13 protein-coding genes are annotated in these 14,913 nt (G+C 46.6%); all 13 read left to right on the top strand.

What is annotated here, in order from left to right; genetic code table 11:
• Positions 1–320: 320 nt before the first annotated feature.
• The 13 genes from NT140_01005 to NT140_00945 are packed head-to-tail and all read left to right on the top strand — an operon-like array spanning position 321 to position 14,523.
• The gene (locus tag NT140_01005) at positions 321–2,552 is read left to right on the top strand and encodes a fused MFS/spermidine synthase (protein MCX5830470.1); all 2,232 of its coding nucleotides are present in this window, start codon (positions 321–323) and stop codon (positions 2,550–2,552) included.
• Between the two features lie 50 nt (positions 2,553–2,602).
• A complete protein-coding gene (locus tag NT140_01000; GenBank protein MCX5830469.1) occupies positions 2,603–4,747 on the top strand; it encodes a hypothetical protein in 2,145 nt (714 codons plus the stop codon).
• A 10-nt stretch (positions 4,748–4,757) separates the two neighbouring features.
• Positions 4,758–6,464, top strand: a complete 1,707-nt coding sequence (locus NT140_00995; protein ID MCX5830468.1) for a hypothetical protein — start codon at positions 4,758–4,760, stop codon at positions 6,462–6,464.
• The gene (locus tag NT140_00990) at positions 6,461–7,582 is read left to right on the top strand and encodes a DegT/DnrJ/EryC1/StrS family aminotransferase (GenBank protein ID MCX5830467.1); all 1,122 of its coding nucleotides are present in this window, start codon (positions 6,461–6,463) and stop codon (positions 7,580–7,582) included. Before NT140_00995 ends, NT140_00990 begins: the two co-directional genes overlap by 4 nt.
• Positions 7,579–8,274: a WbqC family protein gene (locus NT140_00985; protein MCX5830466.1), complete on the top strand. Its 696-nt coding sequence runs from the start codon at positions 7,579–7,581 to the stop codon at positions 8,272–8,274. The genes NT140_00990 and NT140_00985 overlap by 4 nt, the downstream gene beginning before the upstream one ends.
• Positions 8,275–8,277: 3 nt before the next feature.
• On the top strand, positions 8,278–9,000 hold the full coding sequence (locus NT140_00980; GenBank protein MCX5830465.1) for a class I SAM-dependent methyltransferase: 723 nt from the start codon (positions 8,278–8,280) through the stop codon (positions 8,998–9,000).
• Between the two features lie 8 nt (positions 9,001–9,008).
• A complete protein-coding gene (locus NT140_00975) occupies positions 9,009–9,971 on the top strand; it encodes a glycosylase (GenBank protein ID MCX5830464.1) in 963 nt (320 codons plus the stop codon).
• A gap of 15 nt (positions 9,972–9,986) precedes the next feature.
• Positions 9,987–10,940, top strand: coding sequence for a hypothetical protein (locus tag NT140_00970; GenBank protein MCX5830463.1), 954 nt, complete (start codon positions 9,987–9,989; stop codon positions 10,938–10,940).
• Between the two features lie 30 nt (positions 10,941–10,970).
• Positions 10,971–11,531, top strand: a complete 561-nt coding sequence (locus NT140_00965; GenBank protein MCX5830462.1) for a GNAT family protein — start codon at positions 10,971–10,973, stop codon at positions 11,529–11,531.
• A 6-nt stretch (positions 11,532–11,537) separates the two neighbouring features.
• The gene (locus NT140_00960) at positions 11,538–12,287 is read left to right on the top strand and encodes a class I SAM-dependent methyltransferase (protein ID MCX5830461.1); all 750 of its coding nucleotides are present in this window, start codon (positions 11,538–11,540) and stop codon (positions 12,285–12,287) included.
• Positions 12,284–13,204: a glycosyltransferase family 2 protein gene (locus NT140_00955; protein ID MCX5830460.1), complete on the top strand. Its 921-nt coding sequence runs from the start codon at positions 12,284–12,286 to the stop codon at positions 13,202–13,204. The genes NT140_00960 and NT140_00955 overlap by 4 nt, the downstream gene beginning before the upstream one ends.
• Positions 13,201–14,031 carry a class I SAM-dependent methyltransferase gene (locus NT140_00950; GenBank protein ID MCX5830459.1) on the top strand — a complete coding sequence of 277 codons (831 nt, stop codon included), beginning with the start codon at positions 13,201–13,203 and terminating at the stop codon, positions 14,029–14,031. Before NT140_00955 ends, NT140_00950 begins: the two co-directional genes overlap by 4 nt.
• A gap of 60 nt (positions 14,032–14,091) precedes the next feature.
• A complete protein-coding gene (locus NT140_00945) occupies positions 14,092–14,523 on the top strand; it encodes a GtrA family protein (GenBank protein ID MCX5830458.1) in 432 nt (143 codons plus the stop codon).
• The last annotated feature ends 390 nt before the right edge of the window (positions 14,524–14,913 follow it).

Genomic DNA, 14,913 nt, shown 5'->3' with positions numbered 1-14,913 from the left:
ACTACCGGAGGGGCTATCTATACTTCCGCCAAGGCGAGCCAGGGGAATACGGTTGTGGTCGCGGCCGGCGGGGCTATTACTGTCACCGCCCCTGCCAACCTGAGCGGCAGCTTCGTTATGGATGCCAATGGTGTTGCAACCGATACCTTAAAACCACTGTAGATGCAGGTATCGCTTAAACGCAGAGACTTATGGCAAATACCTCACTGCGCTTAACAAAAACGAAAGAAGGGGGGATTTTTCCCCCCTTCTTTTTTATCGAGTCGTTCAGACCCTGAGCCTTGGCCAATTTCAGATATCCGGACCCGATGAGGAGTATCATGAAAAAAGTCCACTATCTCTATGCTCTAAGTTTTGTATCCGCTTTTTTACTCTTCCAGATCGAGTTGATAATTGCCAAAATATTCCTGCCCCGGTTTGGCGGCAGTTATCTTGTCTGGGGCGCCTGCATCGTCTTCTTTCAGTTTGCCTTGCTGCTGGGATATTTATATTCCCATGTTATTATTAAGAAATTAGGGATGTACAGATACAGATACCTGCATCTTATTCCAGTTTTATTGCCGCTTTTTTTCTTCCCCGGCCGGTCGCTGCCGGAAATTGTCGCCCATGCCGGCATTCCGCTGGTGATTGATATTTTTTTGCAACTGTCATTAACGATCGGGCTGGCCTTTTTTGTTCTCTCCACCATCAGCATTGTCACACAAAGCTGGCTGGCGCACAGCGATTTACCGGAGAGCCGCAATCCCTTCCTGCTCTACGCCATATCGAATGTGGGATCGTTCCTGGGGCTCCTGAGCTATCCTTTCCTGTTTGAGGCGTATTGCGATCTGGACACCCAGGTTGCGATCTGGAGAATCCTCTACTTCCTGTTTATCGCACTCTATCTTGTCTCGCTTCTGGCAATTGACTTTACGAACAGGGAAGTCCCCAATTTTAAAATATTTGATAAATCTGTTTTCTCCCGTAAATACAGGTTATCCGATGAAGCGGTAAGGCAAAAACTCTACTGGTTTTTGTTGTCGGCGGCGGGTTGCATCCTTTTTCTCTCCGTTACAAATGTCATTACTTATGAAATTGCGCCCTCTCCGCTTCTGTGGATCATCCCGTTATGCATCTACCTGCTCTCTTTTATGCTAACCTTTCGGGATAAGCCGCTTTATCCGGAATGGATAACAGAGAAATTTCATCTGGTGATAGGATTCAGCGTCCTGATTTTCTTTTTTGCCCAGCAGAGGATGCTTCCCGTTTCGCCTCAGATTATCGCCTTTGTCTTGTCCCTTTTTGCCCTCTGCATGTTTTGTCAGCATGAACTCTACCAGAGCAGGCCGCAGGACAAGAATGATCTGACGGGTTTTTATCTGATCGTTTCCGTAGGCGGCTTCGCGGGCAGCTTTCTCGTGACCTGGCTCGTGCCGGTATTGTTTACTTCGCCTCTTGAATTTCTCCTGGGTCTTTTCATCGTTGGATTGTCGTTGAGCTTGAAGCAGGGGGCTTCCAGGGTTACTTTTTACAATTTTCGCCTGATTGCGTATGCTGTCATATTCGTAATCGCCTGGCCGCTGGTGTTCAAGAAATACAACGTCCTCGGCGTGACGATGATTTTATTGACGTTTGGCTTTATTTTTAAGGAATTGAACAAAAAAACGACGGCGCTCTGCTTATGCCTGCTGATCATCCTGGTTCTGGCGCCGTTTGTTGAAGATTTCTGGTCCACGGACGGTAAGGTTATCCGTGCCTACAGGAATTACTATGGCATTTACAAAATAAGCGCCGACCAGGCAGTTCTCAAGCTGATGAACGGGACCACGCTGCATGGCGTCCAATACCTCACGGAAGATAATGTGAAAAGAGAGGAACCTCTTTCCTACTATCATCGCCAGACGCCGGTGGGGAAGGTGCTGAGCAGCAATCTTTTTGCGACCAAGCGAATCGGGGTTATCGGTTTGGGCGTGGGCACACTGAGCGCCTACGGGAAAAAGGGCGAAGAGATGGACTTCTTTGAACTGGACCCGGACATTGCTGTTTTCGTGAACATCTTTGATTATCTGCAGAATTCCCGCGCAAAACTGAACTTCTTTTATGACGATGCGCGGATCGCCTTACGGAAGACTCCCCGGCAGTATTACGATATATTGGTCATTGATGCCTTCAGTGGAGATTCTGTCCCCGTGCATCTTCTGACGACGGATGCGATCCGGGAATACAAGGCGCACTTGAAAGACAAGGGACTTATTCTGTTTCATACCAGCAACAGGTATCTTGATCTTGCGCCGGTTCTTTTCAGCAACGCCAGGGTTATCAATGCCTTCGCCCTGGCTGATCGGAACGAGGCGCGGGGGTCTGCGCTTTTTGCGTCCAATTGGATGGTTTTGACATGGGATCGGCAGCTCAATGATATGCTTGTTTCCAAACTGCAATGGAAAGAAAACGCCCCGGATCCGAAAAAAGAGATGTTGAGGCCATGGACCGACAAGTATTCCAATATACCTTCAGTCGTCAATCCGAAAGCGTTTATTGATTCAATAAAGAACTTCAAACCATTTTTATGGTAGATCACAAGCGCTTGCAAAGCTTAAAAACGTTCCAGGGAAGTCATGCCATTATGGGAAATATTAATTGGAGAGGCAACGGTCTGGGAAACAATACTGAGCGATATTTAATCGTTATATCGGGTCTGTTTTGTCTGATCCTGGGCTATTTTTTCGTTACCTGGCCCATTGTCGCGTATGATACCGACCTGTGGTACCATCTCTCCGGCGGGAGATATCTCTTCCAGCACGGCGTTATACCCCATGACGCCTATTTTTCGTATGTTGAGCCCCCCAAATTCTGGTACAATTACTACTGGCTTTTTCAAGCGATAGTTTACCTTATCCATCAATTCACGGGTTATCAAGGACTCATTGTGCTCCGATGCCTCCTTTACCTGGCCACCGTTCTTGTGATCCATCGTCTCGTGTTCCGCAGGAATGACAATGCCATCGCCATCGTGACCGGAGCAGTTATTTTCGTCTTTATCAGCCTCGCGATACTAAACCGCGAGCTTCTCGTTCGTCCCCATCTCTTCTCCTATTTATTTATTGTGTGTTTCCTCTATGTTCTGGAAGTCAAACCGGACAAAGTATGGATCCTCCCGATTATAGGGGTAATCTGGTGCAACATCCACGGCATCGAATTTCCGGTGATGTTCGTCATTGTCATCGCCTACCTCGCCGAGAACTTTTACCTCCGGTATAAAAATAGTGATGACAGCTCCCTGCCAACCCTCAGATCCAAGATTATTCTCATGTCTGTTTTATACAGCGTTTTTTTTACCCCACAAATCATCAAATTGATCCAGACCCCTTTTGACGTATCCTTTGAGACGGCTGCGTATCAACACCTTTACGTATCAGAATTGGTTCGAATCCCGTTTAAGAAATTTTTTATTTTTGCTCCCGTTACGGTGCAGGGAGTTATTACGACTTTTCAAAATGTAATCGTGATTCTCGCGGCGGCCTGTTTTTTCACGGGCCTTTTAAAAAGGAAGCTCCGCATCAGTCATGCAATCCTTTTTTTAGCCGGTCTCTTCCTGTTGACCCGACACAGGAGATTCCTGTGGGAATTCATGCTTCTTTGCATCCCTCTTCTCTACCGGGGCTTGCCGATGATTTGTGAAGGGTTTAAACCATCGCCTCGATTCATCCGTATATATTTGCCCATCGTGATGTTTTTTTTACCCCTGATGATTTTTATAAATATTTTCAGCAACAGGCCGACTTACCCGCTGGCGAATTCCGGGCTTCCAACCGGAGTGGTTAATTTTTTGAATCGTCATGCCTCCGGCGGGAAAATCCTGAATGAACCAACTAAAGGGGGTTATCTGGAGTGGGCCCTTGATGCGAAATTCAAGATTTATATGGATATGCAGATGACTATCTTTCATGATACGGATTATGCGCTGGCATATCATTCATTCGTTGATGAACATGCTTTCAAGGGTTTTCTGCGGAAATATGACCCGTCTTACATATCTGTTTCTCTGCAAAAATCTTTGTTCAGCAAAATCGTCGCCGGTCACAGGGAGTTTGTGCCGATTTTTTTCGATCATGCCGAACTTTTATACGTAAACATCAATCATTACAGTGAGTTGGCGGGGAAGTATGCCCTGAAAACCATAGATCCGTTTCAGCTCCGGAACATTGCATACGACAAAGAGAACCCGCAAAGGCTGTCGGCACTGTTCGCTGAGGCGGCGCGGATAATCGCTCTTGATCCATTAAACTACGGGGCAAACAAGATCCTGTGCAACGTTCTGATCGTCCGCGGGCAGCAGGCGCAGGCCCTGCCTTACGCAGACAAATTAATCGAACAATTCCCGAATAATTACACTGGATACTTGTTGAAAGCCGATGCGTTGTTCGGCATGGGACGCCATGCAGACGCCGAAAGACTTTATGAACAGGTAATAGATTTGGGGCAGACCGACGGGGACGAAGTGGTGCCGCGCAATTTGCACGCAACCTATATAAAACTCAAGGAATACGAGAAGGCATACAGATTATTGTCCCGGTTTGTGAATCCATTTGACTCGGCTGCCGATTACAAGGATATCTATGAGTTGGGAATGACAGCCGCGTGTGTAGATAAAATCAGTGAGGCCGTCACATTTTTCAAAATAGCAAAGATGAAGGTACCATCCACCGATGCCGAATATATGAAAAAAATTGACGCCGGCCTTGCGATCTACGACGCCGGTAGGAAGTAGGATTTTCAATATGCCTGAGAAACACACAAATTCTTCGCTTCCCGGCAATGACATTGACGAAATACTGACACATGTTCCTGAATTGAAGGACGGCGCCGCAGACGACAGTGCTTTGCCCACGAGCAAGAAGCTTGCATGGCTGTACAATATACCGCGCAGTTGTGTGCTTATCTTTTTCCTGATTTATCTTGCCACCGGCGTTTCCATCTACCAGGACTATGGTATTTCCTGGGACGAACGATCACACCGTGAGATTGCCGGTATTACGGCAAAATACCTGTCCTCCCTGATCATGCCTGACTTTCATCCCCCGGAGTTTGCCGCGGTGCCTTCGCTGGTGGAATACTCCGGGCCTCAATACGGTATCATTTTTGATTTGCCCATGTATGTTGCCGATCGCCTGCTGGGTTATAACGGCACAATGCCGGAAGCTTACTATATGCGGCATTTATGCATTTTTCTCCTGTTTTATGTCAGCGTGTTCTTCTTCTATTTGATCGTCAGAAACCGGTTTGAAAGCCGGACGCTGGGCTTGATTGCGTGCTTTTTTATGATCCTGAGCCCCCGCATTTTTGCCGAATCATTCTACGGCAAAGACATCGTCTTTCTTTCGCTCTTTGTTATCTGCATCTATTACTTTATCCGTTATCTCAACAAAAAAACAATCGTTAATGCGCTGCTGTTTGCCTTGGCCACTGCCCTTGTGGTGGATCAACGCATCGCGGGTGTATTTATTCCCTTCCTGGCCATTTTTTTAGCGGGTACCGATGAAATAAAGGCAGGCAGGATATCCAGTAAATTGCCCCAAAGGCTGTTACCTTTGTTTATTTACCTGATTTCGGGTTCTTTTTTTATAGTGCTATTTTGGCCTTACCTCTGGGCAAACCCGGTGCGGAATTTCATTAATACATTTACTGTAATGGGCAGGTTTCCATTTTCTTACGATCTTCTCTACTTGGGCACATTCATCAAATCAACTGCCGTTCCCTGGCATTACATTCCCGTATGGATTCTGATAACGACACCATTAATATACACTTTTTTCTTCCTCATCGGTTCCTTCCTGACGATCCGGGGGATGATGAAGAACGGGATCATACTTTACTCCAATGACAAGGAACGACAGGACTTTCTGTTTCTCCTGCTCTTCATCGTGCCCCTGGCGGCGGTGATTTTTCTGAATTCCTCCCTCTATGATGGCTGGAGACACATGTATTTTATCTATGCGCCTTTTTTGCTCATTGCCATGACGGGAGCAGTCGGCTTTATTGAGGAAGTCCATTCAGGCCGTGAGCGGCGTGCATCCCTATTCATAGCGGCCGTCATCGTGCTTTACATTATCTCCACGTCCTATCAGATGATACGATATCACCCCTTTCAGAATGTTTATTTCAACAACTTGGCCGGAAATAATGTCGGAGAGATATTTGAGCTCGACTATTGGGGGTTGTCTTTTCGCCAAGGGTTGGCATATATAGTCAAAAACGACAAAAGGCCAGTTATCGGATTAAAGGCGAATGTAACTGCACCCATGGTCAACAACACTATTTTTCTTGAAAAACAAGATATTAGAAGATTGAGGCATGCTGATATTAGTCAGGCAAACTATTTTCTGACGAATTACCGTTGGCATCCCCAACCATATCCATTAGCCAATGAAGTTTATACGGTTTCAGTAGATAACTTAAAAATAATGTCGGTGTTTAAATTACGATGAAGCCATCAGAAAAACCAATTTATGTCACCCAACCCTTCCTACCCCCACTGGAAGAATTTCAGCCGTATCTCGAGCAAATCTGGGAGAGCAAGTGGCTCACAAATAGTGGCCCCTTTCATCAGGAGCTGGAAAAAAAGCTGGCCGATTATCTTGGAGTGGAGCATCTCGCCTTATTTACCAATGGCACACTTGCACTTGTTACAGCATTGCAAGCGCTTCGGATTACCGGAGAGGTCATAACCACACCGTTTTCATTTGTAGCCACTGCCCATTCCCTCCTGTGGAACGGTATCAAGCCTGCCTTTGTAGATATACAGCCGGAAACTTTCAATCTTGATCCGGAAAAAATCGAGGCGGCCATTACACCCCGTACTACCGCAATTATGCCGGTGCATGTATATGGCAGGCCGTGTGATGTGGAAAAGATACAGAAGATTGCAGATATATACGGTCTTAAGGTCATTTATGATGCGGCGCACGCTTTTGGGGTCAAGTATAAAGGAGAGAGTCTTTTAAGGCACGGAGACCTGTCAACGTTGAGCTTCCATGCAACAAAAGTTTTCAATACCTTTGAGGGCGGCGCCATCGTTTGCCCTGACGTGAAAGCAAAGAAGCGCATTGATGACCTGAAGAATTTCGGTTACAACGGTGAGGTGACAGTTGTTGCACCGGGAATCAATGCCAAGATGAATGAATTGCAGGCGGCATTCGGACTTTTGCAGCTAAAGCATGTTGATAAGGCAATTGATAGACGGCGGGAAATAGATGCGCAATACCGGGAAGAGCTCTCGTCTGTGCCAGGTATTTCATGCCCGCCATTACCTGCCGACACGACTTACAACCATGCGTATTTCCCGATATTGATTGAAAAGGAGTATCCACTATCGCGAGATGAACTAAACGACAAGTTACGCCAGCACGGGATTTTTGCTCGCCGCTATTTTTACCCATTGATAAGCGAGTTTCCAATGTATCGGGGCTTGCCGTCTGCAGTGGAATCCAACTTACCGGTAGCAAGGAAGGCTGCTTATCAGGTGCTTTGTCTGCCGATTTACCCGGCTTTGGAAGATGAATCCGTTACGAGAATCGTATCCATCATCGCAGGCAAGAAACAATGAAAATCGGCATCATGCAGCCATACTTCTTCCCCTACATCGGCTACTTCCAGCTCATTAAGGCGGTTGATGTATTTGTCGTTTATGACAACATTAAATACACCAAAAAGGGCTGGATAAACAGGAACCGAATGTTACAGAACGGCAAGGATGTGATGTTCTCGCTGCCGTTGAAAAGCGGGTCGGACTTTCTGGATGTGCGCGAACGGGAGCTGGCTACGGAGTTCAATCGCGACAAATTGCTGAACCAATTCAAGGACGCATACCACCGTGCGCCGTATTTCGAGCAAACGTTCCCGTTGGTCGAGCAGATCGTGAGGAATGAAGAACTGAACCTGTTTCGCTTCCTGCATTACTCTCTCGCCAAAACCTGCGAGCATTTGGGCATTACGACCGAGATCAGGGCTTCTTCCGACATCGGCATTGACCATGACTTGAAAAGCCAGGACAAGGTACTCGCCTTGTGTGCAGCAGTCGGTGCGAATACCTATCTGAACCCCATCGGCGGTGTTGAGCTTTATGACAAGGGCCGTTTCATGGGTGAAGGAATAGATTTGCATTTTCTGAAGACAGATGAATTCAGTTATTCACAATTTGGCAATGGTTTTATTCCCTGGTTATCAATACTGGACGTAATGATGTTCAACTCGAAAGAGGCAATCACCAAAATGCTTACACAATGTAGTTTGAGGTGAGTTATGGATAATATTCTGAACAGCCACGTGGCAGCGTACAGCGGTCATAATCTCTACGATTTCGACAACAACATTCAGCTCAACTGGTATCCTCAAAGAGTCCTTCGACTTAAAGAGAACGCAAAGTCCATTCTGGAGCTCGGGCTGGGCCACGGATTTACTACCACGATCTTTTCTAAACATTTTGACAGGCACCTTGTCCTCGATGCATCTCCGGCGGTAATTGAAAACTTCAGGACGAGATTCCCCGATTGCCACGCCGAGATTGTTGAGACCTATTTTGAAAATTTCTTAAGCGGTGAAACCTTTGATCTGATAGTTTTGGGGTTCATTCTAGAGCACGTCGACAATCCTGTAGATATTATGAGCTATTACAAGCGCTTTCTTGCCCCCCGGGGGAAGATGTTCGTAACGGTCCCGAATGCAGAGGTCCTGAACAGGAGGCTGGGGCATTTGGCTGGGATGCTGGAGGATATGCAGCAATTGTCCGACCATGATCGCATGTGTGGCCATAAGCGTTATTACACAGTCAAGTCTCTGACTGAAGAGGTAAGAAGGGCTGGCTATGAGATAGACCGAATAGAAGGTATATACCTGAAGCCCTTTACTACCGTGCAGATGATCTCTCTCAATTTTGACCAGAAAGTAATCGATGCTTTATGCACAGTAGGGATAGATTATCCAGAACTCTGCTGCGGTATCCTGGCGCAGATCAGGGAGGCTTAGCGGCAAGAATGTTTAGATGGAATAAACTCGGCAAAATCTTTGACCCAACTCAAATAAAGGACAGGGACTGGATGAAGGAATTTGCCCAGGCTCCCTGCATTTTGATCTTTGACAAATTCGTGAGGGTCTATTTCTCCTGCAGGCCCATGCCTGACGAAAACAGACAATATGTAAGCTACTCCGCCTATGTTGACCTGAACCGTTACGATTTATCTGAGATAATAGATGTTGCCCAAACCCCGATCCTCGAGCTTGGAGAGCTGGGGACCTTTGATGAGTTCGGCACATACCCTGTATCAGTCATAAGGAAAGGTAAAGAAGTATTGGCATACTATGGCGGCTGGACGAGATGCGAATCAGTTCCTTTTACGGTAGCAATCGGGGTGGCCGTAAGTCACAATGGGGGAAAGAGTTTCACGAAGCTCGGCAAAGGCCCAATTTTATCGCGCAGCGTACATGATCCCTTTGTCTTGAGCGGGCCCAAGATAAGGAGGTTCGGCGACTGTTGGTACCTCTGGTATGTCGCCGGAACGAAATGGTTAGCGAATAACGGTAAGCCGGAAGCGGTCTACAAGATACGCATGGCATCTTCAGATGACGGACTGAACTGGATAAGGGATGGCAGAGACATTATTGAAAGCAGAATTGAAGAAAACGAATGCCAGGCAAGTCCTGATGTTTTTTTCTACAAGAACAGATACCATATGTTTTTTTGCTACAAATACGCCTTGGATTTCAGAAATAACGAGAGGGGCTACCGTATAGGATATGCAGTCTCTGAAGATATGCTGCATTGGCATAGAGATGATGCGCGGGCAGGCATAGATATCTCGACAGAGGGATGGGATGATCAATCGATTGCCTACCCGCATGTGTTCGAGCTTGATGATATTATCTACATGCTTTATCTCGGTAATCAGGTGGGAAGGTTTGGGTTTGGGTTAGCTAAACTGGAAAAATATAAGCCCTGATAGGGATTCGTCGCTATGAAGTGGAAAAAACTGGGGAAAATATTTGATCCTACCGATTATAACCTGGCAAATAATTGCGTTGAATACGCGCAATCACCACAGGCCCTCGTCTTTGATGACTTTGTGAGGATCTACTTCTCCACGAGAGAAAGAGAGAAGACTGGGAAATATCTGAGCCACGTTTCCTTTATCGACATAACCAAGGATTTCGGGAGAATACTCAATATTTCTACAGGTACGGTCATCGCACTGGGTGGCCTTGGTTGCTTCGATGAACATGGCATATTCCCGTTCAACGTCCTGAGAGAGAAAGACAGGGTGCTTGCCTACACTACCGGATGGAACAGGAAGGTATCTGTATCGGTTGACGCATCTATTGGACTGGCAATCAGCAAGGATAACGGGCTGACCTTTCAGAAAATATCGGAAGGGCCGGTACTATCATCGTCGTTGCATGAGCCTTTTCTGGTTGGCGACGCCTTTGTTGCCCTCTATGGCGACACGTATCATATGTGGTACATCCACGGTACGAAATGGGTAAGGTTCACCAAAGATGAAGCGCCCGATCGGGTCTACAAGATAGCCCACGCGACTTCGGATGACGGTATTTCTTGGCAGAGGGAAGGCAGGCTGATAATGACCGATAAGCTTGGTCCGGATGAGTGCCAGGCACTCCCAACCGTCATCTTCTTGAACGATCAATACCACATGTTCTTTTGCTACAGGCGGCCGGATGGTTTCAGAAAGAACAGAGACAGAGGGTACAGGATAGGATATGCCTTTTCGGATGATTTGAAGAACTGGATCAGAAACGATGATGAAGCAGGCATCGACGTGTCAGAAGAAGGCTGGGATTCAGATATGCAGTGCTATCCACATGTATTTGAAATGGATAACGAAATTTATATGATGTACAACGGCGACGAGTTCGGACGTTTCGGTTTTGGGCTGGCGAAATTAGAACGATGAACAGTCCATTTGATAAGTTGGAGGAACTAAATGAATATTAAAGGTAAAATCCTAATGCTGCGGGCTATCGAAGAGAGCGATCTGGAACTGTTGCATAAATGGGCGAATGATCCGGTTACGCAAGATGCTATAGGAGAATTACACTTTCCGAGTTCAATGGATTTCCACAAGACATGGTTCCAGAACTTGAAAAATGACCGACTAAATCAACGATTTGTTGTTGATGTTCCAGACATTGGAATCATTGGGATTTCCAGCATAGTAAATATTGATTGGCGCAATAGTCATGCATGGCATGGGTTGGTGATAGGAGAATCCAATCATCGTGGCAAGGGTTATGGCGTTGACGCAATTATGGCCACGATGCGATATGCTTTTGAAGAGTTAAACCTCGAAAGACTGGATGGCTCTATGATTGAGTACAACAAGATATCAATCTCTACTTATTGCGGTAAGCGATTAGGATGGAAGGAGGAAGGGCGGAGAATAAATTACTTTTTTAGGAAGGGACGTTATTGGGATCAAATAGTGGTTGGTATTACCAGACAGGACTACATAGAACTCATAGAAAAGACGAATTATTGGGGTTAATGCACTATGAATTCGAAGAGAGACTACAATAAAGAATTGATTGATTCAGTTTCGGCAAAATACGCTTACGGATTCGATTTCGATGTGATGCACCCCTACATGATCAGATCGTTCGAGCCCTTCTTTAACAAGGGGAGCCTGCTTGAGCTTGGGAGCTTCAAGGGCGATTTCACCAGAAGGTTCCTGCCCTATTTCGATGACATTACCTGTGTCGAAGCCTCCGACGTTGCTATCGAGGATGCCAGAATGAAGCTGGGTGACAAGGTAATTTTCGTCAACTCGCTATTCGAGAAAGCGACCTTGCCCAGGCGCTATGACAACATTGTGTTGACCCATGCGCTGGAACATCTGGACGATCCTGTGCTGGTGTTGAGGCGCATCAACGGCGAGTGGCTGGCCGAAGGTGGCAGGTTCTTCTTGGCATGTCCCAATGCCAATGCACCTTCAAGACAGATCGCCGTCAAGATGGGCTTAATTACACATAACGCAGCAGTCACCCCGGCCGAGGCCGAGCATGGCCACCGATGCACCTATACATTGGATACCCTGGAGCGGGATGCTGAAGCGGCAGGGCTGAAGGTGGTGCACCGGTCGGGGATATTCTTCAAGGCATTGGCGAACTTCCAGTGGGATCGCCTGCTGCAAACGGATATCATTTCCCCGGAGTACCTGGAGGGCTGCTATAAACTGGGCCAACAATACCCGGATTTGTGTTCCAGCATTTTCCTGATGTGTGAACGAGGTGAGAAAAAATGAAGATTTCGTTTGTTGTCGCCGTTTATCACAACGAGGGCGCCCTTTCTAAAACGCACGCAAAGATCCAGTCGGTATTCTCAAGCGAACTCGCGCACCACGAATACGAAATCGTGTTTGTGGATGATGGGTCGAAAGACGCATCTTTGCAGGAGGTACTGAGCCTGCGGGAGCGAGACCCCAGAGTCAAGGTGATCACCTTTACCAGAAACTTCGGCCAGATGGCTGCCATGTTGGCCGGCTTCAAGGAGGCTACCGGCGACGCGGTTGTCAATATCTCGGCCGATCTGCAAGATCCGGTTGAGTTGATCCCGCAGATGGTGGAAAAATGGCAAGGTGGTTCCGAGATCGTCATTTGCCACCGCACGGATCGCTCAGACACTTTGTTTTCAAAACTTTTTTCGCGTCTTGCATACGCCGTCTTGCGCATGTCACTGCCGCAAATACCTCCGGGTGGTTTCGATTTTGTATTGATGGACAGAAAGGTTATGGACGCATTCAATGCAATAGACGTTCGACACAGGTTTTTTCAGGGCGATTTGTTATGGACGGGATACCGTACCAGTTTTATACCGTATGTTCGTTTGAAGAGAACGATAGGAAAGTCTCAATACAACTTTGGGAAAAAACTTAAAAATTTTTTGGATGCGGTATTGGATGCCTCCTATCTGCCGATTAGATTCATCTCCTTGTTCGGTGTAATAACCTCTGTGCTTGGGGTCCTGTATAGCGCAAGCATTGTTTTTAGCTGGTTGCGTGGAGAAACTCCATTTACAGGTTGGGCTCCGATCATGATCGTGATCCTCCTGGTGGGTGGCTTGATCATGCTTATGCTGGGAGTGATCGGGGAGTACGTTTGGCGTATCAATGAGGAAGTGCGAAAGAGGCCGAACTATGTAGTGCGAGATAAGTTTCTATGAGCGATAACCTTCCCTACACTGTAGTAGAAGGAATCAGGTGCTATAGCCCGGAAGTCGCAAGCTCGTATGCGAATTATCCGGACGGCGGTTTTGATCTTACGGATAAGAACGGGGAGAGTAGTTTTTGGGTTCGTTCGCGAAATAGGCTGTTCAAAAATATTGTCCAAGATAACCTGGTTGCAACAGGTAAAACCAAATTGCTGGAAATAGGCTGTGCAACCGGGGGATTCATCCAGCAAATTGTCGAGAATGAAAAACTGGAAATCACCGGGTCGGAAATTTATCTGAAAGGACTCCTGTATGCCAAAAAGAATCTCCCTCATGTCGCTTTCATCCAATTCGATGTTACACAGGGGCTGATCGGCGAGGAGTTCGACTTAATTGTCGCGTTTGACGTCCTTGAACACATCGAGAACGATGTCGGCGCCATAAGAAATATCAATAAGATGCTCCACAAGGGTGGCGGCTTGATAATTACCGTTCCTCAACATAAGTTCCTATGGAGCAAGCTGGATGAAATTCTCAAACACAAGCGCAGATACTCAAGACGGGAGTTAGTGACTAAACTCCAAGAAAACGGGTTTGATATCAGTTACTCTACGTCTTTTCTTTTTGTCCTATTTCCTCTGATGCTAATTTCCAGGATGTTTGACAGGGGTCGTAATCAATCACAATCTGACGAAGTGGCCCTTGAGAAGAGAGTCAAATTTCCCAATACACTGAATTGGATTTTCGATCTTATCATGCGGATTGATGAAGTTCTTATTCGATTGGGCATCTCGCTTCCTTTCGGAGGTACGTTGGTAATTGTAGCCAGAAAGCCTTGAACGCGCTGGACATTATGTATAAAGGATGGACCAATTTGGGTTAAAAGCCGGGAGTCCCTTTTGAAACAGATACTTGACCAGTTATGGCTGAATCATCAGAAGAAAATCCGCTTTGTCCTGGTCGGCGTCTGGAATACGATCTTCGGGTATGTCGTTTTTGTTGTTTGCGACTATCTCTTTGAGCGTCTCTTCTCACCCCGGTACGTCGCCTATATGTCGGCGGCGGTCCTGTCGAATATCCTGGCGATCATCAATGCCTATATCTTTCATAAACATATAACCTTTCAATCCACGGTGCGCGGGAAAGGCATCTTGATTGAGTTTGCCCGTTTCTTTTCGACGTATCTCTTCAGTATGATCCTGGGATTTATTATGCTGCCTGTTTCTGTGGAGGTACTTGGAATAGAGCCAAAAATATCGGCCGCGCTGCTCATTCCGGTCACGACCATTATCAGTTATATCGGGCACTCACGCTTCTCATTCAGAACATGAGGTATAATTGTAAGCGCTGAATATATTCAAATTGTTTACCTGTATGGACTGTTTTCTTTCATGGCCTTAAAACATTCAACCCTTCAATCTTCCTGAAATCCTTTTCGTCATAGGCTAATAGCTAATAGCTCATGGTTCATGGCTCATGGCTGAAGGGGGGAAGAACCGAACCGGCGAGACGGCGTCTTGGCGGACAGGCGCAATCCGATATCCGAAATCAGCACAGGAACGGTAATGGATCAAAAACTCGAAGCCGAAATTGTTGCTAAGATTCTGAAGGGAGACAGGCAGGCTTATGCCTTGCTGGTGGAAGAGTATAAATCGCCCGTTTACAATTTAGCTTACCGGATGACCGGAAATGCAGAGGATGCCGAGGATTTAACGCAGGAG

This window comes from Deltaproteobacteria bacterium, assembly GCA_026388415.1.
GTDB lineage: Bacteria > Desulfobacterota > Syntrophia > Syntrophales > JACQWR01 > JAPLJV01.
Note: the sequence above shows the minus strand (reverse complement) of the source record. Positions and strands in the feature narration are given on the sequence as shown.